Here is a 20,675-nt window from a genome sequence, read left to right as displayed (position 1 = left end):
ATATTGTTGATCTGTAACTGATTTTATCTATAGACGATTATACATTATCTTCGGTGGGTTTAAAAGGAGAAATTCCGGCGGATTCCTGATAATTCAGAAGGCTGTCATTCAATTCCTTTGATTCTTTCTTTTCAAACAAATATTCCAATACATTTGCTAAAATATATATCACAAATATTCCAAGTGCGATCCCTGCGACGATCGTTCGCTTTTCTGTAGGGATCGTATCTGATGAGAACGCAAGGATAAAAATAATGGTTTCTATGATAACAAGTTCGATGATTTTCTTTAAGATCAGCATTTTTACACTTAATTCTTTGTCGTGTCCCGGCAGAAAAACCGGAAGGACACCAACTGCTGCATAGATCAGAGGGGAGAGAAATACAGAATAGCTAAACGTCCGCTCTGAATCAAATGCAAGTCCAAGAATCATTAGTAAAATGCTGATGAAAGTCACGAGCATAAAATATAATTTTATTGCCTGATAAAATTTATGTTTCAAATTCATATGCTGCCTCCTTTTAATGTCTTTTTGAGAGCCGGAACATAATTTCTGGAAATGATCACTTCTTCTTTATTCTTAAGCAGTGCAACATATCTGCCGCTTAATCCCGGCTTTATGGATTTTATCTTTAAAAGATTTACTAACATTCCCTTTTGTATTCGGACAAATGAGCCATGACGCAGCAGTTCCTCTAGTTCATAAATCCGCATATTTATTTCATAATTATCTGATGCGGTATAAGCAAACGAACGCTTGTCGACTGATTCAAAATAATAAATATCTAAAATGGGTATTTCACAGATATTTCCGTCAATTTTTCCACTTATCATACCTTGTCTTGATTTAATAAAGGAAACGATTTCTCTCACTTCATCGGACACCTTATGGCATCTGATCTCTAAAGTTTCCGTTTCACTTTTGGGAATCTGAGTAACCTTTAAATCCATGTTTTCTCTCCGAATATTTTAAATTTTGTAACTATTTTGCATCTTCATCGTTACAGTTTTTCATAATACAGATACTATATATCATAAGAAGAAAGATGGCAATTCCAACAAATATGATTTCAAATTGCTGTTCACTCATGGAAAAAAATTCAGCGGCTTCACGATTCGTTTTTTCAATCACGGAAAGCGAATTATTCAGTCCATGGAAAATGATGCAGGGAATCAGGCTTTTACCTTTATAAAAAAGAACGACAAGCGTGAATCCTACAGCAATCGCAAAAAGGATCTGTATCATTGTTTCAAAAAATGACTGACCGTTAAAAAGATTTACCAGATGCCCGATTCCAAAAGTGATAGAGGATACAATAACTGCGGAACGTAAATTGTTTTTAGACATTCCTACAAATAAAAAACCTCTGAATATGATTTCTTCCAAAAAGCCGACACACAGCATACTTGTAATATAAAATATGGTTTCAGGTAAAGAATACCTGATCTTGAATCCTGTTACCAGACCTAAGCCAGCAACAATAAAAAGCGGTATAAAGAACCAGACATATTTCAAGTTATACTTAGGAAGAAAAAGTCCATATTTATGGTTCAGTTTGTGGTGCTTTAGCCATCTGATCATTACGATAGTAAAAGTAAGATGAAAAATAGCGGGTACAAGTTTGAGCACACCTATGGTTTCTGTGACTGCTTCGGTTGTGGAAGTGCCGATCACATAGATTATGATCAAAACAATCGCAAAAGTAACTTCATTTTTCTTATAGAGTTTATACATCATTTTATGTCCTCCTGATAAATAGTAAAATTGATCTTGTTAGTTACTACTATATAGGTAGGATTGTTTTGTGCAATAAATCGGACGGTAAGATGCATAAATTGATGATAAGATGCACTAGATGGCTATAAATTCTATTTTTTTATCATGTTCTTTTTCATTACATTGTGATCAATTATAACCCAGGCGATTTCAGCAAATATCATTATCATTAGAATGATGACCTGAAATATTACACTATCAAGCTTTTCAATGAAATATACAAAAACGGACAGTGTCATAAAAAGTGCACAACCTAAGATAATAAAATTTCTGCCATGTCTGTGGTTCCATTCTGTAACACTTGTCAGTTCATCTTCACAAGGTGGGTTTTCTCCAGTGCTAATTGTTACTGGTTTTTCAGATTTGTACTGTTTTATTCCAGGTATGATAAAAATAAGTGAAACTAATAATGAAATTGTTAAATAAATGATTGTAGCAGCCATATGTTGTCCTCCTGATGCTATAAATGGGTATTGTGTAAAATGGGAAGAAACAGTATTTACAAAGTGAGTAAACTATTCATTCAGTTCTGCCTCAATTTCTTCAATCGTTGGCATACTGCCCTTAAATTCCTCTGGAACAAGTTTTGACAATTCATAACTGGAAATTCCAAGAGGCTGACTGGTAGATTCCAACGCATATTGTGCTTCCACTTTGTCCATATCTTTGCAGACCAATAGTCCCAAAGTAGGATTATCTGCCTCTGTTTTCATTTGATGATTAACAGCTACTACATAAGTGCCCAACTGACCGGCATAAGAAGAATCAAATTTTCCTGTCTTTATTTCTACCACAACATAGCAATGTCTTTGGGTGTTATAAAATAACATATCAATATATTTTTCTGTTTCACCAACCTCAATTCGGACTTCTCTGCCCATATATGCAAAGCCTGTCCCTAACTCCATAAGAAAATTATTAACCTTCTCTATAAGTGCATTCTTTAATTCCTTTTCATCATACTTTTCACGCAAAGTCAAAAAATCAAAATTATATGGATCCTTTGTTATTGCCTGTGCCAAGTCACTCTGCTCTGCCGGTAACGTATCAGAAAAATTTGTTATTGCTTTTCCCTGTCGTTCGTATAAATCACTATCTAAAAAATTAAGTAATACATCACGAGACCAACTATTTTCCAAAGTTTTTTGCACATAGAATAAAGCTTTTTCAGTGTTATTTTTACATTTATCTATTATTGTCCTGTTATGTCCCCATGGGATTCTAAAAATCATGGTTAAATCGTCCACAGCTTGTGGACGATTCTGTGCATTAGGATACATTTCATAAAAATAACGCATATACTTAAGGTTAGTTGGAGAAAATGATTTCACTTCTGGAAAAATATCTTTAAAATCCTCACTTACAATTTTGTAAAATCCAGAACCATATCCGTATTTATCACTTAATAAAGAAATACCCTTACCTAACATCCAGTAAAATCTAAGCATTTCCTCATTTACCTTTACTGCTGCTCTAAGCTGATTTTTTTTATATTCACATGACAAATTCGTAATCCATTCTTTATATTCATTGTCAGATTTAATCAATTCACTCATATGGCACTCCTCCGATACAATTTTATAATAACTGACAGACAATTTCGTATGCTGACTCATATAGGAACAGTCTGTTATCAAGGAAAGTATGTTTACAAGGTTATGGTTTGTTGCATGATGTGATTAAATTGTAGTTTACACACTCCACAAAATCCGCGTGGTCAAAAATTCTTTTATCATTATACCATAGTCATCCGATCATTGTATATCAATACATGCTCCCTGCACTTAAGTTGATTGCAAAGTTTAAGGATTCATGCTAGAATCAAAAAAAGCATATTTTCTATAATCAAATCAAAGAGTCTGTTAATTTCTAAACATTCAGAAAACCCATGCTTTATATTCCAATCAAACAAAAATAAGCAGGGGGATTTTGAATACTCCTGCAAATACAAGGAGGAGATGAGATGACAGAGAGCAATGTAAATCGTAATTATAAGGATACAGTATTCCGTATGTTGTTTAAAGATAAGGAAAAATCGTGCGGAGGCGATCGAGATGAGCATATTTGAATATGATGAAGAAAAGCATTTGAAAAGTGAGAGAGAAATCTGGAAACAGGCTGGCATTTTAGAGGGAAAACAGGCTGGTATAATAGAAGGCGAATCTCGTTTAACAAAATTATTACAGCTTATGATGCAGGGCAATCAGAGCGAAAATGTGGAAAAAGTGCTTGCAGATTTAGAATATCGTGAGAAGTTATATAAGGAATATCATTTATAAAAATAAATTGAAACAAAGACTAGGAGGCTGCATACATGGAGAAGAATATCATTTATCATGGAAGCAATCTTGAAGTGGCTGGACCGTCTTTTGCAACCAGCAAGCACTTGCATGTATTCGTTTTGAAGGAAGTGACAAATTATGAAAAATATTTATTTTGAAGATGAGGAGATAAAAATAAACGATTTGTACTTTATTTGTTATATGATAGAGCGAATAGCACGACATCTGCATCAAAAGAACCGGTATGTGGTAAATGGAATTGCAAAAAAGGAATGGTATCATCTGATCAGTTGTGCAAATGTACTTCATTGCGCGAATCCATTACAGGTAGAAGCTGATTGGATTAAGGAGTATGGTTTAGAAGAAGGCAGATATGACATAACGGATGTAGATGGAGAGTTAGTATCTAAAATTCCATCGCCATTAGAGATGGGGGAAGTATATCAAAGATTGATCGTGGATACGCTTGGAAAAGATGAAGATTTTGTAGAGGGAATGATACGTGTATATAATGATGAAATCTGTAATACGATTGATAATTATAATTGCAGTGCATTTTATGAGCCATCTTATGTTATTGCCAGAGCGTATCAGAATGGCGGTTTTTAATACCCAGAAAGGAAAATCCCGGAATGAATGTCAGATAGGGCATTTTATCTTTTATACATTTTAAAAATTAGAAAAAGGGGAATCCATAATGCTGATGAAAAAATTAGGAAAACTTGCAGCAAATAAGATAAAATTTTATACCGTGCTTATAGCAGTCATACTCATTGCTATCATTATCCTGCGATTCGCTGTATTTAGACCAAAGAACACAGAAGCAGAGATCATCAGCAAATCAACGCTGGAAAAGATCATCAAAGTCAGTGATCTTTCCACATATGAAGCGGTATACAATGGTGTTGCAAAAGTAATGAATGAACAGAACCCAGAAAATGTAGATTACTACGTATCCTATGATGCAAGGATAAAAGCCGGAATTGATTTTGAAAAAGTGGAAGTTGATGTGGATCATGATCAGAAAGTGATCACAGTAAAATTGCCGGAGATTGAAATTCAGGAGGTCAATGTCGATATAGCATCGTTAGATTACATATTTATAAACAATGCGGCGAATACAGCAACCGTATCAGAAGAAGCCTATAAAAAATGCAAGGAAGATGCCATAGAGGAAAGCAAAACAAAGAATGCGATTTATGATATTGCAGAGCAGAATCTTCAGAACATCATAGAAGCATTGATCAGTCCGTTTGTTGAACAGCTTGATAGTGAATATCGGCTCCAGATTGATTAAGGAGGGCTTTTAAGATGAAAAAAATAATAAGTATACTACTTGTTTTTATGCTGGCTTTTTCCTGTATGGCGTGTGTAAAAACGACCGAACCGAAACAGGAGATCGTTCCTCAGGCATCGCAGATGAAAGCAATCTGTGAACTGGCAACAATGAAATGCTATTATCACAATGTCGCTAAATATACCAGGGAAGATGCAGCAGGTATTTTATGGTGGAAAAAGGACAGAAGATTCTGGATTGAGTATGATGGTATTGTAACGATGGGAATCGATGCATCGCTTGTGGATATCGAAGTAGACAATGATACGGTGACGATCACGATTCCACCGGCAAAGGTATTAGGCTTTGAAGTAGATGAAACAACGCTGAATGAGGATTCCTATATTGTAGATACGAAGTCTGCAAAAGTAAAAGCAGAGCATCAGACAGAAGCCTTTAAACAAGCACAGGATCACATGAAAGAAGAAGCAGAAAAGGACACATTACTGCTTGCAAATGCACAGCAGAGAGCACAAAAATTATTAGAGGACTACGTCAATAATATTGGAAACTGTGTGGGAAAGACTTACAATATCAAGTGGATCTATTTAGACGGTGCGAAGGAATTAAATGAAGTGGATCTTGAAAATACATCAGATTCAGAAACATCTTCTATTAAATAAACACAAACATACAAAAATGTGCCTATATCCAATGGCACATTTTTTTATAATAAAGTTGTAAAAAATCAAAACGAATGGGGAGAGATCATTATGGAAGGCATAGGAATTAAAGCACCGTTCATCGTTGGATTTGATTATAAAGAATGCATTGATGTGAAGGGAGAAGATGCTTATGCGACAGGACGTGAGATCGCACGTACAGATGGTGTATTCTTAGGACAGTCCGCAGCGGCTGCCATCTATGCAGCCACAACCGTTGCAAAGCGTCCGGAAAATGCAGGTAAGAATATTGTCGTAATACTTGCAGATAACGGAATGAAATACCTTAGCACAAATATGTATCCATTAGATCATAAAGTGCAGTAAGTTATTCTGATGCAGAATCGCAGAGGGTTTCGGCAAGATCACAGATGTTTTCTGCGGCATCTTTTGAGATCACATTCCGCTGGGAGCGGCACATCTTATCACATGCAGATGCAGATTCTGAAAGTGCAAGGATCTTGCGAAGACCGTCAGCCGAAAGTTCTGCCTTTACTGCTATACCATTTTCTGTGAAAAAGCGTAAGTTTTTCGATTCACAGCCGGGGATCGGCGGTAATAATACAAGCGGTACTTCCATAACGGCAGCTTCTGTTGTGGAGAGTCCGCCGGGTTTTGTAAAAAAGACTTCACAGGCACGAAGATAGAGTGCCATGTCATTTGTTTGTCCGAGTATGGTCACATACTCACTTTGATAATGTTCCAGATTTTTATAAAGGGATGCGTTATTGCCACAGATCACGATCAGGCAGTAGGGTGTCCCTTTTGTGATCTCACAAAGGATATTTAATGTTTCTTTTAATTTTCCGGCACCGATACTTCCGCCGGAGATCAAAAGATAACGCTTATCTTCATCTAAATGTAATGCTTTTTTGGCATCTGATTTAGAAATTTCAGAATGAAAACATTTCCGGACAGGAATACCAAATGGGTACATCTGCTCTTTTTTGATCCCCCAGCCGCAAAATTCAGAAATCAGTTTTTCGGAAGGAACGATGCAGGCATCGCAGAGACATTCTTCCACAAAAGGGATACAGGTATAATCGGTAGAGATCAGGATCGTTTTCGGAATCGCAACATCATGTTCCCGTAAATAGGTTAAGATCTCTGCAGGAAAAATATGCGGCATGATGATGATATCCACAGGATGTTCTTCTAAAAATTTTCTGACGATCTCTGCCATATGTCCGTTTGCATAATAGACAGGAGAATGTCCGGGCAGCCTGCGGTAGAGATTACCGGCACGATAAATAGCACCAAAGACTTTTGGGGCATGTTGTGCGATATTGATATAGGTTTTATCTACACGTTTTGCAAGACTGTTCTGATATAAAGTATAAGGATTTAACATGGTCACATGATGACCACGTAACAGAAGTTCTTCCTTGACTGCAATACCGGCAGAATTGTGACCGCCGCCGGTGCCGCACGATAAGATCAATGCTTCCATAAAAATGCAAACCTCATTTCTTCTCTTTTTTCGCTGCTGATATGAAAACGCCAGAACAAGATAGCGGTAATGAACCAGAATCCTAAGATCACGCCTGTATCCGGCAGTAAAATATTCATAGTCACCGCACTGCACAGATAAGTGATCAACGTACGGTAAAAGTTTGGATAGATCTGAAGGATAAGTGTAAAAAACAAAAAATAAAAAATCAGTATGGCAACCGGCAGACGTTCGGGCAATAGCCCGAGCAGACAGCCGAAACTGACGGCGATTCCTTTGCCGCCTTTGAATCTGTAAAAAATGGGAAATGTATGTCCAAGTACCGGAGCCGCTAAGAGAAAAGAAAACGGCAGGGCAGATGCATATTGTGTGTGCAAAAACAGATACACCGGAAGGAATCCTTTTAACAGGTCACCTGACAGTGTAAATATCCCACACCAAAAACCGCCATAGACAAACGCATTGGAAGTTCCCGGATTTGCATCTGCGCTCTCCGTTAAGATCGTATTTTTATGAAAAAGTCCTGCTGCGATCCGTGCAAATAAAATACTGCCGGAAAGATAGCCAAGGACGATATATAACAATATAGAAATCATAGGGGAAACCCTTTCACATGTACTGTTGTAAATATACATTATACAGAATGTTGTGAAAAAAGTAAATCATACTCCCGTAATTTCTGCTGTTCTGCTAAGGTCAGATGTTTCGGGACATCGATCTGGATAACCAGATATTCGTCCCCTTTTTTTGCCGGATCTTTCATGGAACAGATACCTTTATTTTTCAAACGGATCTTACTTCCTGACTGCGTTCCGGCAGGAATCTTACAAGATACCTTTCCGGTTAAGGTAGGTACGATCGCTTCCCCGCCAAGAACGGCTGTCGGATAAGGGATATTCGTGGTTACATAGACATCATTGCCTTTCCGTTCATAGCCGGCTTTTTTATCGACATGTACTTTTAACAGAAGATCTCCAGCCATGCCGCCATGAATACCGGTTTCACCTTTGCCCTTTAAACGGATGCTCTGTCCTTCGTCAATACCGGCTGGAATGTGGACTTTTAACGAACTTGAAGTGCTGTTATCTGTTTTGATCTGTAACACCTTATCACAGCCAAAAACGGCATCATCAAAACTGATATGGATATCAGCATGAGCATCAGCACCTTTTTCATTATAATTATTATGAAAAGAAAAGCCGTCATTCGTATAAGTATTTTTTGTACTGCCTGTGCTGCCATGGAAGAAACTGCCAAACAGGTCGTCAAACATATCACCATCTGCATTGCCTGAAAAATGAAAGTGAAATCCGTTGCTGCCGTCATGGAATGTCTGTTCATGGAAATGATTTCCATAGAAGTCTGACGCATTGAAGCCATCTGAAAAGTTACCGTCAAAAGCAGCAGATCCGTACTGGTCATACTTCTTTTTCTTTTCAGGATCACTTAGGACGTTATAGGCTTCTGTGACTTCTTTAAATTTCTGTTCCGCTTCTTTATTATTGGGGTTGGTGTCGGGATGATATTTTTTGGCAAGTTTCCGGTAGGCACGTTTGATCTCTTTTTCATCTGCATCACGTTTGATATTTAAAATCGCATAATAATCTTTTGCTGCCATGGTACATCACCTCCTGTCATAGAAAAAAGAAAAGGGATACACAGCGGTATCACTGGTATCCCTTTGGTGTCAGCCTTCAATCGTAATGAATTTATTTTCCGGAACTTTAGGCTTAGCATCTTTTTTCGGAACACCGATCTTTAAGATGCCGTTTTCAAATTTTGCTTTGATATCTTCCTGTGTGATATCTTCGCCAACATAAAAACTTCTGCTGCACGAACCGGAATATCTTTCTCTGCGGATATAGGTACCTTTTTCATCTTTTTCTTCCGCCTCTTTTTTCGAAGAAGCAGTGATCGTTAAGTAACCGTCTTTTAATTCTGCGGCAATATCTTCTTTTTTATAACCCGGAAGATCGATCTCTAGTTCATAGCCGTCTTTCTGTTCCTTGATATCTGTACGCATCACAGATGGATCTGCTGCAGCATATCTTGCCGGACGGTTCGCCGGGCGAGTTGTAAAGTCATCAAATAAATCATCGAATAAAGTTTCTCCAAAAATACTAGGCATCAACATAAGTCATTCCTCCTTGTTTCTATATGTATGTTGTCAGTAACGATCCGGCTGCTTTACAAAAATCTATGTGCATTGCAATCTTTGGATCGTTTCCTTGTTTCCTTTGTTGACTATGTTATAGCACTAAAATTAGCACTCGTCAAGAGGGAGTGCTAACAAAAATTCTAAACTTTTTATAAACTTTCCAGTAATGAGCAATCCGCTTGAGAAGCAAGGTTTGAAGCACGAAGTGCGGGATTGCGAATGTATGGAAAGGTAACTGTGAATAGTAGCATTTAAATGTTAGACGTCCATGTTTATGGAAAGTTTAGGATTCCACTCGTTGTAAAAACAAGGAAATTTTGCTATACTATAACCATCTATGGAGTTAAAGGAGCATCTGATTATGCAGCAAATGAACGAAGAACTGCTTGCCGCATGGCTGAACCTGTCTGCATCTGTCCGCAACGACCGGATGGTAGATGCCATGTCTTATAATGAAACACATATCTGTAACCTTTTGTATCGTGCGAAAATGGAGCATAAGGGTGCACTGACTGCAACGGATCTGTGTAAAAAGACCGGATTGTTAAAATCGCAGATGAATAAGGTATTGACAGGATTAGAAAAGCGTGGAATGATAATCCGTAAGCGTTCGAATGAAGATAAACGGCAGATTCTGATACAATTAAATGACGGGAATCTGTCAGTTTATGAAAAGGAACATCAGAGGATCTTAGATTTTGTCGACCGGTTGATCGCACAGCTTGGTGATACAGATGCCAATGAAGCAATCCGTCTGATGAATACAATGGCAGAAAAAGCGAAATCTATTATCGATAGGAGATAAATCAATGGGAAAAGAAGCAAAGACAAATGCCATGCGTATGTTAGATAAACATAAGATCACATATGAGGCATTGACATATGAATGTGACGAATTTATTGATGGATTGCATACAGCAGAATTGACGGGTGCACCGGTAGAGGCTTCTTTTAAAACATTAGTGCTCAAAGGAAAAAGCAATCAGTTTTATGTATTTGTCGTACCGATCGCAGAAGAAGTGGATTTAAAGAAAGCCGCAAAAGAAGTCGGTGAAAAATCGATCGAAATGATCGCTGTCAAAGATTTAACAAAGATCACAGGTTATGTAAGAGGAGGCTGTTCTCCGCTTGGCATGAAAAAACAGTTTCAGACGGTGATCCATGATACGGCAGAAACATTTGATAAGATCTATATCAGCGGTGGACGCATCGGTCTTACGATCGCATTAGCACCGTCAGATCTGATGGCGGTCATTCCGGCAAAATATGCAGACATTATAAAAAGACCGTAAATAAGAAAAGGGGATATTTATGTTACAGCTTGCAGAGTTAAACAGAGAATATTGCGAACAGATCAGACAGGATAGAAAAGTACATGCAAAAAGTGCCTTAAAAGAGATTTCGTATATGAACGGTTCCACAGCGAAATATCATGGCAGATGCGTCAGTACCTTATATGTACCAAAGATGTTTACGACAGAGGACATTGCTTATTTCAGACAGTTGATCAAAGAATTGTACGGTATTTTCGATAAGGTCATCGACCATTACAGAAGCGATGCAGAGTACCGCAGTCTGTTTGGATATGACAAACGGTTAGAAGAACTGATCTTAAGGGAAAAACGTTACAATAGTAATATTCCGATCGCAAGGATCGACATCTTTTATAATGAAGCAACAAAAGAATTCTGCTTCTGTGAGTTTAATACAGATGGCTCTAGTGCCATGAATGAGGATCGTGAATTAAACCGTGGCATCCGCTATACAAAGGGATATGAATATTTATCAGAAAAATATCACCTGCATACATTTGAATTATTTGAATCGTGGGTAAAAACATCACTTGCGATCTATGCACAGACAGAAGGAGCCGTAGAAAAGCCTCATGTTGCGATCGTGGATTTCATGGAAAGTGCGACGAATAATGAATTTGAGATCTTTGCAGACTGTTACAGAAAACATGGGATAGAATGTGAGATCTGTGAGATACGTGATCTGACATTTAAAGATGGCAGATTATATGGAAAAGAAGAAAAGCCGATCGATCTGATCTATCGTCGTGCAGTCACGAGTGATATTATGGCACATTATGAGGAAGTCAGTGATTTTATTGCAGCAGTCAAGGCAGAAGCAGTCTGCCTGATCGGTGATTTTACGACACAGATCGTCCATAACAAGGTGCTCTATCATATCCTGCACCACCCGAAAACGAAGACATTTTTAACAGAATCCGAAAATGCCTATGTAGAGGCACATGTGCCCTATACCGCATTGATGGATGCAGAGTATCTTCCATATGAGAAGATCATCACACAGAAGGATAACTGGATCTTAAAGCCGTTAGATTCCTATGGTTCAAAAGGCGTGTTTGCCGGAGTGGAATATGAATCAGAAGCAGAGTGGAAAGAGATTGTTGATGCACACCGTATCCATGGTTATCTGGTGCAGGAATTCTGTACACCATATCAGACAAAAAATATTGATTTTTCAAAAGGGGCAGATGCAGACTTTATCGATGTGTCGAATCTGACAGGATTATTCGTCTATGACGGAGTATTTCAGGGAATCTATTCAAGGGTTTCCCGTGGAAAGATCATTTCTACACAATATAGTGAGATCGCACTTCCGTCGATCTTAGTGGAGGAAAAATAACATAGGATAAGGAGGATTAGTTATGAAAGAATTTTTTGAGAGAGTAAAAATGGATGCGATCATCAGTGCACTTTTATGTCTTGCATTTGGTGTGGTACTGATCTTATGGCCGGTAAAAGTGACGATCGCAGCATGTAAGCTCATCGGAGCAGTAATCGCGGTTTTAGGCGTGGTAAGAGTGATCAGTTATTTTATGAATACCAAAGAAAATCACGGCATCAATCTGCCGCTTGGTTTAGTACTTACACTTGTTGGTGTATTCATCTTTTTAAGACCGGCAAGTATTGAGAATCTTCTGTTGATCGGTATCGGTGTGGTACTGTTCGTGCATGGATTTGAAGATTTTAAATATGCATTGGAAACAAAACGTGGCAGTTATGATAACTGGTGGGTGATACTGCTGTTAGGACTGCTTGGTATGGCACTTGGTATTTTGTGTATCATTGACTGCTTTGGCGTGATCACAGTTGCCCTCACGGTAGTCGGTGTGGCACTGATCTATGACGGGCTGTCTGATCTGTGGATCATCAGCCGTGTGAATAAAACCGCAAAGAGTATTCTTGCACAGGCAAAAGCCGTAGACAGCGAGATCTTAGAAGAAGAGGATATATAAGATGCGGCAGATGGAATTTAAGATGGAACGGCAGGGGCTGTTAAAGATTGGAGAGATTCTTCCTATAACAGAGGGAAAACTTCCCAGTTCTTATTATTATACCTTAGGCAAGGCATATGCCATGTCTGCAAATTACAGGGCAAATGAAAGATTAAAATCCAAAGAAGGAAAAGTGGTCAATATAGAAGAAACACCGAAAGGTTATTTTGTGACGGTGGAATTTGACGAATAGATCAGGCATAGCGTTTACAGACCGTCTGTGAACGTTGTGATTATCCTAGAGAGGAACAAAAGAAAATGGAAGTAAAAGAAAATAAAATGGGAACGATGCCGGTGAATAAACTGCTTGTCAATATTTCCCTGCCTATGGTCATATCCATGTTAGTACAGGCACTTTATAATATTGTGGACAGTATCTTTGTGGCACAGATCGATGAGTATGCGCTGACAGCGGTATCCTTGGTATTTCCGGTGCAGAATTTTATGATCGCTGTAGCAGCAGGAACCGGTGTCGGTGTCAATGCCCTGCTGTCAAAGCGTTTAGGCGAGAAGAAGTTTGAAGAAGCCAATAAGACAGCAAATACAGCAGTCTTTTTGGCACTATGTAACTATCTGTTCTTTTTGGTGATCGGAGTGCTGTTTTCGGATATGTTTTTTAAGATGCAGACAGATATTACGGAGATCATCGAATATGGTAAGACCTACCTGCTGATCTGTACAGCATGTAGTTTTGGTATGTTTGGTCAGTTCTGCTTTGAGCGTCTGCTGCAGGCAACAGGAAGAACCGTATGTACGATGATCACGCAGACAACCGGTGCAGTCATTAATCTGATCTTTGATCCGATCCTGATCTTTGGACTGTTCGGCTTCCCGAAAATGGGCATTGCAGGTGCGGCAGTTGCAACCGTAGCAGGACAGATCGTGGCAATGTTTTTTGCATTTTTCTTTAATCAGAAACAGAACAAAGAGATCACACTTTCCATCAGACAGGTGCGTCCACACGCAGTCGTTTTAAAGCAGATCTATGAAGTAGCAGTTCCGGCGATCTTAATGCAGGCAATCGGTTCTGTTATGACATTTTTAATGAATAAGATCTTATTAGGATTTACATCTACAGCAGTAGCGGTATTCGGTGTCTACTTCAAGTTGCAGAGCTTCATCTTTATGCCGGTATTCGGCATGAACAATGGTCTGATCCCGATCGTGGCATACAACTTTGGTGCAGGACATAAAGAGAGAATCTTAAAAGTAATGAAAAGCAGTATGATCGCAGGTGTTACGATCATGTTCATCGGACTTTTGACCGCAGAACTGATACCGGACAAACTGCTGTTATTGTTCAATGCATCTGAAACCTTATTACAGATCGGTGTTCCGGCACTTCGTATCTTATGTTTAAGTTATATATTTGCAGGAATTTCCGTTGTAGCCAGCGGTGTATTTCAGGGACTTGGAAAAAGTGTCTATAGCCTGATCTTATCGCTGATACGTCAGCTTGGAATTTTGATTCCGGCAGCTTATCTCTTATCTCTGACAGGAAATCTGACAGCCGTATGGTTCTCATTCCCGATCGCAGAGATTGCTGCATTTTGCATTACACTATATTATATGAAGAAAGTCAGGACAAATTTAGATAAAATGATCACAGAAAGAGCTTAAAGGTAGGCTTAAAAGAGAGAAACGGAGGAAATGTAGCCTTGCAGGGAAAGAATGATGTGGATATCCTGCTTGCAAATAGTTTTAAAGAGCTTGCAGTGCATTGCCCGATTGAAAAGATCACCATTAAAGAGATCACGGATGGTGCGGGTGTGATACGCCCGACGTTTTACAATCATTTTCAGGATAAGTATGAACTGTTAGAGAAGATCATCTTAACAGAACTTTTAGAACCGATCGGCATACTGATCGAGAACCGTATGGTAACAGAAGCATTTGTTCTGTTGTTTTCAAGTATTGAAAAAGACCGCGATTTTTATATGCAGGCGGTCAAGTTAGAAGGACAGAATTCGTTTGAATCCATTGCGAAAGGCTGTGTCAAAGAGATCTTATTAGAGATCATTGAAAAAAGTGCAAAGAATAAGATACCGAAGTTCCACTGGCTGACACCGGAACGTATCGCAGATTATTATGCACAGTCGATGTGCTCGATCGTGATTTCATGGATCAAAAGTGGTATGACGGTTTCACCGAAGGAGCTCTCTGAGATTTATAAATATGTGATGAAGACTTCGATTGATGATGTGTTGTTTTAGAAAAATAACAACATATGAACACTTAATCATACGAACAAATTTAATACAATGTTTTCGACAGATATACAAATCTCCCAATTTGTATATTTACAAAAAACAGACAGGAAAGATTGAATATTTTCATATTCAATCTTTTTTTTTATACTAAGTTACAGAAAAATAAGAAAGAGGATGATGAAAAGATATGATTAAGTTTGGAAAAAAAGTAGTCAAATTCCGGATACCGATACTAATCATAAGCCTTCTGCTTCTGATACCATCAGCGATCGGATATCTGAATACAAGAATCAATTATGATATTCTTTCGTATCTTCCAAAAGATATCGAAACCATGCAGGGGCAGGATATCCTGTTAGATGAATTTGGAACAGGAGCATTCAGTGTAGCAGTTGTTTCGGGAATGGAAGATAGGGAAATTACAGTACTTGAAGATGAAATCAAAAATGTGGCACATGTCAAAGATGTTTTATGGTATGGTTCCATTGCTGATATCTCCATTCCAATGGATGTACTTCCATCTGATATGAAAGATATGCTCTATGATGCAGATACAGGAAGTTCTTTGATGATCATTACATTTGATACATCCATGTCAGCCGATGAAACATTAGATGCGGTTGAGGAGATCAGAGGACTGACCGACAGACAGTGCTTATTGAGTGGTATGTCAGCAGTCGTTACCGATATTAAAAAGATCTGTAACAGTGAAGCAATCATGTATGTTGTGATCGCAGCAGGCTTATCTATTTTAGTATTGGCACTGACGATGGATTCCTTCTTAATTCCGGTGATCTTTTTATTAAGTATTGGAATGGCGATCATCTATAACTTAGGAACAAACTTTGTGTCAGGCGAGATTTCCTTTATTACACAGGCACTTGCAGCAGTTCTTCAGTTAGCCGTTACAATGGACTATTCCATTTTCTTATGGCACAGTTATGAAGAAAATCAGGAACGTTATCCGGGAGATAAGAAACGTGCGATGGCACATGCGATTTCCCAGACGATCACATCTGTAGTCGGAAGTTCCATTACAACAATCGCAGGATTCCTTGCAATGTGCTTTATGACATTTACCTTAGGTATGGATCTTGGAATCGTTATGGCAAAGGGTGTTGTCTTTGGTGTTATCGGTTGTGTAACGATCCTTCCGGCAATGATCCTGATTTTAGATAAACCGATCGAAAAGACAAAACACAGACCGATCGTACCGCAGATCGGAAAGATCGGAAATTTTGTAACAAAACATTATGTGGTATTCCTGATCATATTCTTAGTCGTTGTAGGCCCGATGTTCTATGGTCAGAATCATAACTCCGTATATTATGATCTGGTTGGAACACTTCCGGAGAACTTAGAGAGTGTAGAAGCAGGAAATGCATTGGAAAGTGATTTTGACATGGGTGCAACCCATGTGATCCTTGCATCAAGTGATCTGCCATCTAAGACAGCAAACCAGATGGAAAATGAAATCAAAAAAGTAGACGGTGTACAGTTCGCATTAGGTTTAGATTCCGTTGTAGGTCCGATGGTGCCGGATTCTTTTGTTCCATCTGATATCAAAGAGATGTTGAATAATGGTAAGTACCAGATGATCTATGTAATGTCAGAGTATAAGACAGGTACAGATGAAGTCAATGCACAGTGTGATGCGATCCGTGAGATCGTCAAGAAATATGATGAATCCGCAATGCTGATCGGTGAAGCACCTTGTACAGAAGATCTGATCACGATCACAGACACAGATTTCAAAGTCGTAAATGCAGCATCGATCGTATTGATCTTTATCATCATTGCGGTTGTACTAAAATCCATTTCCCTTCCGGTTATTTTAGTATCGGTAATCGAATTTGCAATCTTTATCAATATGGGTATTCCGCATTACACACATACGGTTCTTCCGTTTATCGCATCTATCGTAATCGGAACGATCCAGTTAGGAGCAACCGTTGACTATGCAATTTTAATGACAAACAAATATAAGCGGGAAAGAAATCATGGAGCAGATAAGAAATCAGCGATCGCAACTGCACTAAACAGTTCCTTACAGTCAATCTTAGTCAGTGCATTGAGTTTCTTCGCAGCAACCTTTGGTGTAGGTTTATATTCAAGTATTGATATGATCAGTTCCTTGTGTACACTGCTTGCAAGAGGTGCGATCATCAGTTTGTTTGTAGTAGCATTTATCCTTCCGGCAATGTTCATGGTATTTGATAAGCTGATCCTTCATACAAGTATCGGATTCAAACCGGATAGCAGCAATAAATAATTATTCATTATCATAGGAGGAAACAACATGAAATTAGCAGAGTTAAAAAACAGATTCAAAAATAAATATATGATCCGTATCGTAGCAGGTGTTTTAACCGTTGCAGTCGTAAGCAGCAGCGCAACCGTATATAATGTATACGCAGCAAAGAGCACAAAGACAGAAACAGTAGAATCTACAGAAACAAAGATTGATACGAAAGATACAAAGGATACTACAAAGAAAACAGATACAACGGCAAAAGATAACAGTGATGATGCAGAAGATACCGTTGGAAAAGATGAAACTGTATATGTGATCACAGATGCTGCCGGTAATGCAAAATCCACGATCGTCAGTGAATGGCTGAAAAACCTCGATGGAACAGATACCTTAGAAGATGTATCTGATCTGAAAGATATCAAGAATGTCAAAGGAGATGAAACGTTCACACAGTCTGGTGATTCCGTAAAATGGAAAGCAGACGGTAATGATATTTATTATCAGGGAACAACCACAAAAGAATCTCCGGTAACAACAAAGATCACCTATTACTTAGATGGTAAGAAAATCGAGCCGGATAAATTAGCAGGACAGAGCGGAAAAGTAAAGATCCGTATTGATTATACCAATAACGAAAAAGACGGTGATGTTTATGTACCATTCATGGTAATCTCCGGTATGGTATTGAATGAAGACTTCACAAACATCAAAGTAACCAACGGAAAAGTCATATCCAATGGAAATAACAACATGGTAGTAGGAACAGCCCTTCCGGGATTAAAAGAAAGTTTACAGGTTACCGACAGCGACTTTACAGATGATGTAACAATCCCGGAATATGTAGAAATGACAGCCGATGTAAAAGACTTTAAGTTAAGCACGATCATGAGTGTTGTCAGCGGCTGCTCAGATTTAATGTCTGATAAGACCGTTGATACTTCAGAGATCGATGATAAAGTAGATGATGTGACAGATGCCATGGATCAGTTAAAAGATGGTTCCGGAGATCTTTCAGACGGACTTGGTACTTTAAGTGACAGTGTGGGTGAATTTTCCACAGGAATGGATTCCTTACAGAGTGGTATCAGTGCTTATACAGCAGGAACAAAGACCTTAGCAGACGGAATCGGAACTTTAAAATCACAGAGCACAACGTTAGTCAATGGTGTTTCACAGCTTACATCAAGTGTCAGCACATTGAATAGCGGTGTGAAATTATTAGATAAATCTTTAAACACAGCAATGAGCAGTGACGAAAAGAATGCAGCTATGCAGACAGCAAAAGCAGCAGCAGAAAAAGCAGTTGAGGCACAGTTTGCAGATACCAATAATGCACAGAGTTACCAGAACATCAAAGCAACTGCAGGGGAACAGTTTGCAGGTACTTTAACATCTGATGCAAATATCGCAGCAGTCAAAGATCAGGCAGCAGCAACCGTTCAGGCGCAGGCAGGACAGATCTCTGAGCAGGCAAAAGCACAGGCAGCAGCACAGCTTTCCCAGAATGCAGCCGTCCAGTCACAGCTTTCCCAGATCGCAAGTGCAGCACAAGCAGCAGGACAGATGCAGTATGCACAGTCTGAAGCAGGTCAGGCAGCAATTCAGGCAAAAGTACAGGAAATGATCGCAAAGTACACAGCAGCAGGATTTACCGCAGAGCAGATCAGTGCAATGCAGTCTACTTTAGTCGGAGCAGCAACCGCAGATGTGATGCTAAATGATGGAGGAGCACAGGCAGCAGGAGCAGCCGCAGCAGCAAATGTATCTGCCGGATTACAGCAGGCGATCACAGAGAGTGCCGGACAGGTAGCAGTTGCAACAGCAACACAGGTTGCACCGCAGACTGCTGAATCAACTGTCAGAGGCGTTGCAGCACAGGCAAAAGATTCTATAGGTACATCCGTAGCAGAAAGTGTAAAAACAGCCGCTAAGACAGCCGCAGGAACAGCAGCAGGCCAGGCAGCTGTAGAAGGTGCAGAATCAGCGAAGAAACAGATCGCAGCAAGCATTGAGAAGAAAGATAAGAAAACAGGCTACAGCTTAGTAAGCGGAATGTCAGCTTTAGATACAGCAGTCAATGGTATGTCAGGAAAGATGCCGGAATTGACATCTGGAATCGATAAATTGTATACAGGAAGCCAGACACTTGCATCTAAGAATGATGAATTAAACAGCGGTGCAGCAAAATTAACCGATGGTAAAAACCAGTTGGTTGATGGTATCGGCAAGTTAAAAGATGGTTCTGAAGAATTAGCAGACGGTATCGTTAAATTCGATGAAGAAGGAATTGAAAAATTAGTCAACAGCTATACCGGAGATATCAAACCATTTGTTGACAGACTTCAGAAAGTTGTAGATGCAGGAAAAGGATATGACAGCTTTGCAGGAAAATCTGACAAAGTGACCGGAGATGTAAAATTCATCATCAAGTCAGAAGAAATAAAATAATACAAAGGAGATACGCTTATGAACTGGATAGAAAATCTGTTGATAATAGGCGGTGTATCCTTAGATATCTTTGCAACCATGGAGTGTGAAGGCTCTGTGGTTGCAAAAATTGATAAAAAGAAACTGGCAGAGATCAGTATTCTTACAGTTGTATTCCAGATGGCTGTATTATATTTAGGCAGTTTAGGTTCCGGACGGCTGATGCGTCAGGAAGGTGTTGCAGAAAATGAGATACTGCTTTCGAATGTGATCGCAGCGATCATTTTTGCAGGCTTAGGGGTTCATCTGATCATAAAGGCAGTCCGCAATGAACGTATCTATGAACACAGGCAGGATACGTTCAGCTGGAAAAAAATCCTGCTGGGGATTGTCGGAACAGGAATCTATACTCTGCTTGCAGGATTTGCATTTGGACTCATGGAGATTCGTATGAGAGCATGTATCCTTTTACTGGGGGTCTGTTCACTGTTAATGGTGATCGCAGGTGTTTACACAGGATACCGCTTTGGATTTGAACAGAAAAAGAAAGCATACGGAATAGGAGCTGTTTTATTATGGGCAGCCGGCATTGATGTACTCATTCAGTATGTATTGACAAGAATATAGGTAAAGGCTGTAAAGGCAGGTAAAAACGACTGTCTTTGCAGTTTTTTTTGACTTTTGGGAGAAAATACCATCCCATCTTTGACAGTTGGGAAGTAAAAAAACGGTTGTATAGACAGTAAAATCAAGGCTAGCAGCCGTTTTTTGTTTCGTAGCGATATGTGCTATTGTGCTATATTTTCTACACTAGG

General features: G+C 39.0%; 25 protein-coding genes. 16 read left to right on the top strand and 9 right to left on the bottom strand.

The genetic code is table 11. The features are described from left to right. Positions 1 to 37 precede the first annotated feature (37 nt). The 5 genes from H8S17_RS14020 to H8S17_RS14000 all read right to left on the bottom strand — a co-directional run bounded on the left by H8S17_RS14020 (position 38) and on the right by H8S17_RS14000 (position 3,333). A complete protein-coding gene (locus H8S17_RS14020) occupies positions 38 to 508 on the bottom strand; it encodes a hypothetical protein (RefSeq protein ID WP_178051099.1) in 471 nt (156 codons plus the stop codon). Beyond that, positions 505 to 951 carry a LytTR family DNA-binding domain-containing protein gene (locus H8S17_RS14015; RefSeq protein WP_178051098.1) on the bottom strand — a complete coding sequence of 149 codons (447 nt, stop codon included), beginning with the start codon at positions 949 to 951 and terminating at the stop codon, positions 505 to 507. Before H8S17_RS14015 ends, H8S17_RS14020 begins: the two co-directional genes overlap by 4 nt. Positions 952 to 982: 31 nt before the next feature. Beyond that, positions 983 to 1,738: a CPBP family intramembrane glutamic endopeptidase gene (locus tag H8S17_RS14010; protein WP_186867705.1), complete on the bottom strand. Its 756-nt coding sequence runs from the start codon at positions 1,736 to 1,738 to the stop codon at positions 983 to 985. Positions 1,739 to 1,869: 131 nt separating this feature from the next. Continuing rightward, the gene (locus H8S17_RS14005; RefSeq protein ID WP_186867704.1) at positions 1,870 to 2,220 is read right to left on the bottom strand and encodes a hypothetical protein; all 351 of its coding nucleotides are present in this window, start codon (positions 2,218 to 2,220) and stop codon (positions 1,870 to 1,872) included. A gap of 72 nt (positions 2,221 to 2,292) precedes the next feature. Beyond that, complete coding sequence (locus H8S17_RS14000) at positions 2,293 to 3,333, bottom strand: PDDEXK nuclease domain-containing protein (protein WP_186867703.1); 1,041 nt, start codon at positions 3,331 to 3,333, stop codon at positions 2,293 to 2,295. 498 nt (positions 3,334 to 3,831) lie between these two features. Between H8S17_RS14000 and H8S17_RS13995 the strand changes: the two genes are divergently transcribed. The 6 genes from H8S17_RS13995 (at position 3,832) to H8S17_RS13975 (ending at position 6,384) form a co-directional block, all read left to right on the top strand. After that, the gene (locus H8S17_RS13995) at positions 3,832 to 4,056 is read left to right on the top strand and encodes a hypothetical protein (RefSeq protein WP_186867702.1); all 225 of its coding nucleotides are present in this window, start codon (positions 3,832 to 3,834) and stop codon (positions 4,054 to 4,056) included. 35 nt (positions 4,057 to 4,091) lie between these two features. Then, entirely contained in the window at positions 4,092 to 4,217 is a 126-nt protein-coding gene (locus H8S17_RS16785; protein ID WP_279287817.1) for a hypothetical protein, read from the top strand. Then, the gene (locus tag H8S17_RS13990) at positions 4,198 to 4,668 is read left to right on the top strand and encodes a hypothetical protein (RefSeq protein ID WP_178051093.1); all 471 of its coding nucleotides are present in this window, start codon (positions 4,198 to 4,200) and stop codon (positions 4,666 to 4,668) included. The genes H8S17_RS16785 and H8S17_RS13990 overlap by 20 nt, the downstream gene beginning before the upstream one ends. 88 nt (positions 4,669 to 4,756) lie before the next feature. Next, complete coding sequence (locus tag H8S17_RS13985; protein ID WP_186867701.1) at positions 4,757 to 5,356, top strand: DUF4230 domain-containing protein; 600 nt, start codon at positions 4,757 to 4,759, stop codon at positions 5,354 to 5,356. Between the two features lie 14 nt (positions 5,357 to 5,370). After that, positions 5,371 to 6,018, top strand: coding sequence for a DUF4230 domain-containing protein (locus H8S17_RS13980; RefSeq protein ID WP_186867700.1), 648 nt, complete (start codon positions 5,371 to 5,373; stop codon positions 6,016 to 6,018). Between the two features lie 90 nt (positions 6,019 to 6,108). Continuing rightward, a complete protein-coding gene (locus H8S17_RS13975; protein ID WP_178051090.1) occupies positions 6,109 to 6,384 on the top strand; it encodes a hypothetical protein in 276 nt (91 codons plus the stop codon). Between the two features lies 1 nt (position 6,385). On the opposite strand, the gene H8S17_RS13970 is transcribed toward H8S17_RS13975, so the two are convergent. From H8S17_RS13970 to H8S17_RS13955, 4 genes are all read right to left on the bottom strand, one after another. Continuing rightward, a complete protein-coding gene (locus H8S17_RS13970) occupies positions 6,386 to 7,507 on the bottom strand; it encodes an MGDG synthase family glycosyltransferase (protein ID WP_186867699.1) in 1,122 nt (373 codons plus the stop codon). Next, positions 7,495 to 8,103, bottom strand: coding sequence for a glycerol-3-phosphate acyltransferase (locus H8S17_RS13965; protein WP_186867698.1), 609 nt, complete (start codon positions 8,101 to 8,103; stop codon positions 7,495 to 7,497). The genes H8S17_RS13970 and H8S17_RS13965 overlap by 13 nt, the downstream gene beginning before the upstream one ends. A 38-nt stretch (positions 8,104 to 8,141) precedes the next feature. Further along, complete coding sequence (locus H8S17_RS13960; RefSeq protein ID WP_186867697.1) at positions 8,142 to 9,125, bottom strand: DnaJ C-terminal domain-containing protein; 984 nt, start codon at positions 9,123 to 9,125, stop codon at positions 8,142 to 8,144. A 69-nt stretch (positions 9,126 to 9,194) separates the two neighbouring features. Continuing rightward, complete coding sequence (locus H8S17_RS13955; protein WP_186867696.1) at positions 9,195 to 9,641, bottom strand: Hsp20/alpha crystallin family protein; 447 nt, start codon at positions 9,639 to 9,641, stop codon at positions 9,195 to 9,197. A 385-nt stretch (positions 9,642 to 10,026) separates the two neighbouring features. Here H8S17_RS13955 and H8S17_RS13950 point away from each other — a divergent pair, with 385 nt between their 5' ends. From H8S17_RS13950 to H8S17_RS13905, 10 genes are all read left to right on the top strand, one after another. After that, complete coding sequence (locus H8S17_RS13950; protein WP_186867695.1) at positions 10,027 to 10,470, top strand: MarR family winged helix-turn-helix transcriptional regulator; 444 nt, start codon at positions 10,027 to 10,029, stop codon at positions 10,468 to 10,470. A gap of 4 nt (positions 10,471 to 10,474) precedes the next feature. Beyond that, positions 10,475 to 10,957, top strand: coding sequence for a Cys-tRNA(Pro) deacylase (gene ybaK, locus H8S17_RS13945; RefSeq protein ID WP_186867694.1), 483 nt, complete (start codon positions 10,475 to 10,477; stop codon positions 10,955 to 10,957). Between the two features lie 19 nt (positions 10,958 to 10,976). Continuing rightward, a complete protein-coding gene (locus H8S17_RS13940; protein ID WP_186867693.1) occupies positions 10,977 to 12,317 on the top strand; it encodes an ATP-grasp domain-containing protein in 1,341 nt (446 codons plus the stop codon). Positions 12,318 to 12,339: 22 nt separating this feature from the next. Further along, positions 12,340 to 12,930, top strand: a complete 591-nt coding sequence (locus tag H8S17_RS13935) for an HdeD family acid-resistance protein (RefSeq protein ID WP_186867692.1) — start codon at positions 12,340 to 12,342, stop codon at positions 12,928 to 12,930. A 1-nt stretch (position 12,931) separates the two neighbouring features. Further along, positions 12,932 to 13,162: a hypothetical protein gene (locus H8S17_RS13930; protein ID WP_178051081.1), complete on the top strand. Its 231-nt coding sequence runs from the start codon at positions 12,932 to 12,934 to the stop codon at positions 13,160 to 13,162. Positions 13,163 to 13,227: 65 nt separating this feature from the next. Beyond that, the gene (locus tag H8S17_RS13925) at positions 13,228 to 14,589 is read left to right on the top strand and encodes an MATE family efflux transporter (protein ID WP_178051080.1); all 1,362 of its coding nucleotides are present in this window, start codon (positions 13,228 to 13,230) and stop codon (positions 14,587 to 14,589) included. A 38-nt stretch (positions 14,590 to 14,627) separates the two neighbouring features. Next, a complete protein-coding gene (locus tag H8S17_RS13920) occupies positions 14,628 to 15,182 on the top strand; it encodes a TetR/AcrR family transcriptional regulator C-terminal domain-containing protein (protein ID WP_186867691.1) in 555 nt (184 codons plus the stop codon). Positions 15,183 to 15,366: 184 nt separating this feature from the next. Continuing rightward, positions 15,367 to 17,451, top strand: coding sequence for an efflux RND transporter permease subunit (locus tag H8S17_RS13915; RefSeq protein ID WP_186867690.1), 2,085 nt, complete (start codon positions 15,367 to 15,369; stop codon positions 17,449 to 17,451). A gap of 27 nt (positions 17,452 to 17,478) precedes the next feature. Continuing rightward, positions 17,479 to 19,881: a hypothetical protein gene (locus H8S17_RS13910; RefSeq protein WP_186867689.1), complete on the top strand. Its 2,403-nt coding sequence runs from the start codon at positions 17,479 to 17,481 to the stop codon at positions 19,879 to 19,881. A gap of 18 nt (positions 19,882 to 19,899) precedes the next feature. Next, the gene (locus H8S17_RS13905) at positions 19,900 to 20,487 is read left to right on the top strand and encodes a manganese efflux pump MntP (RefSeq protein ID WP_186867688.1); all 588 of its coding nucleotides are present in this window, start codon (positions 19,900 to 19,902) and stop codon (positions 20,485 to 20,487) included. The last annotated feature ends 188 nt before the right edge of the window (positions 20,488 to 20,675 follow it).

Source organism: Roseburia zhanii (assembly GCF_014287635.1).
Taxonomy (GTDB): Bacteria; Bacillota; Clostridia; order Lachnospirales; family Lachnospiraceae; genus Roseburia_B; species Roseburia_B zhanii.
The sequence above is the reverse complement of the archived record's forward strand: the minus strand, read 5'-3'. Positions and strand labels throughout refer to the sequence as shown.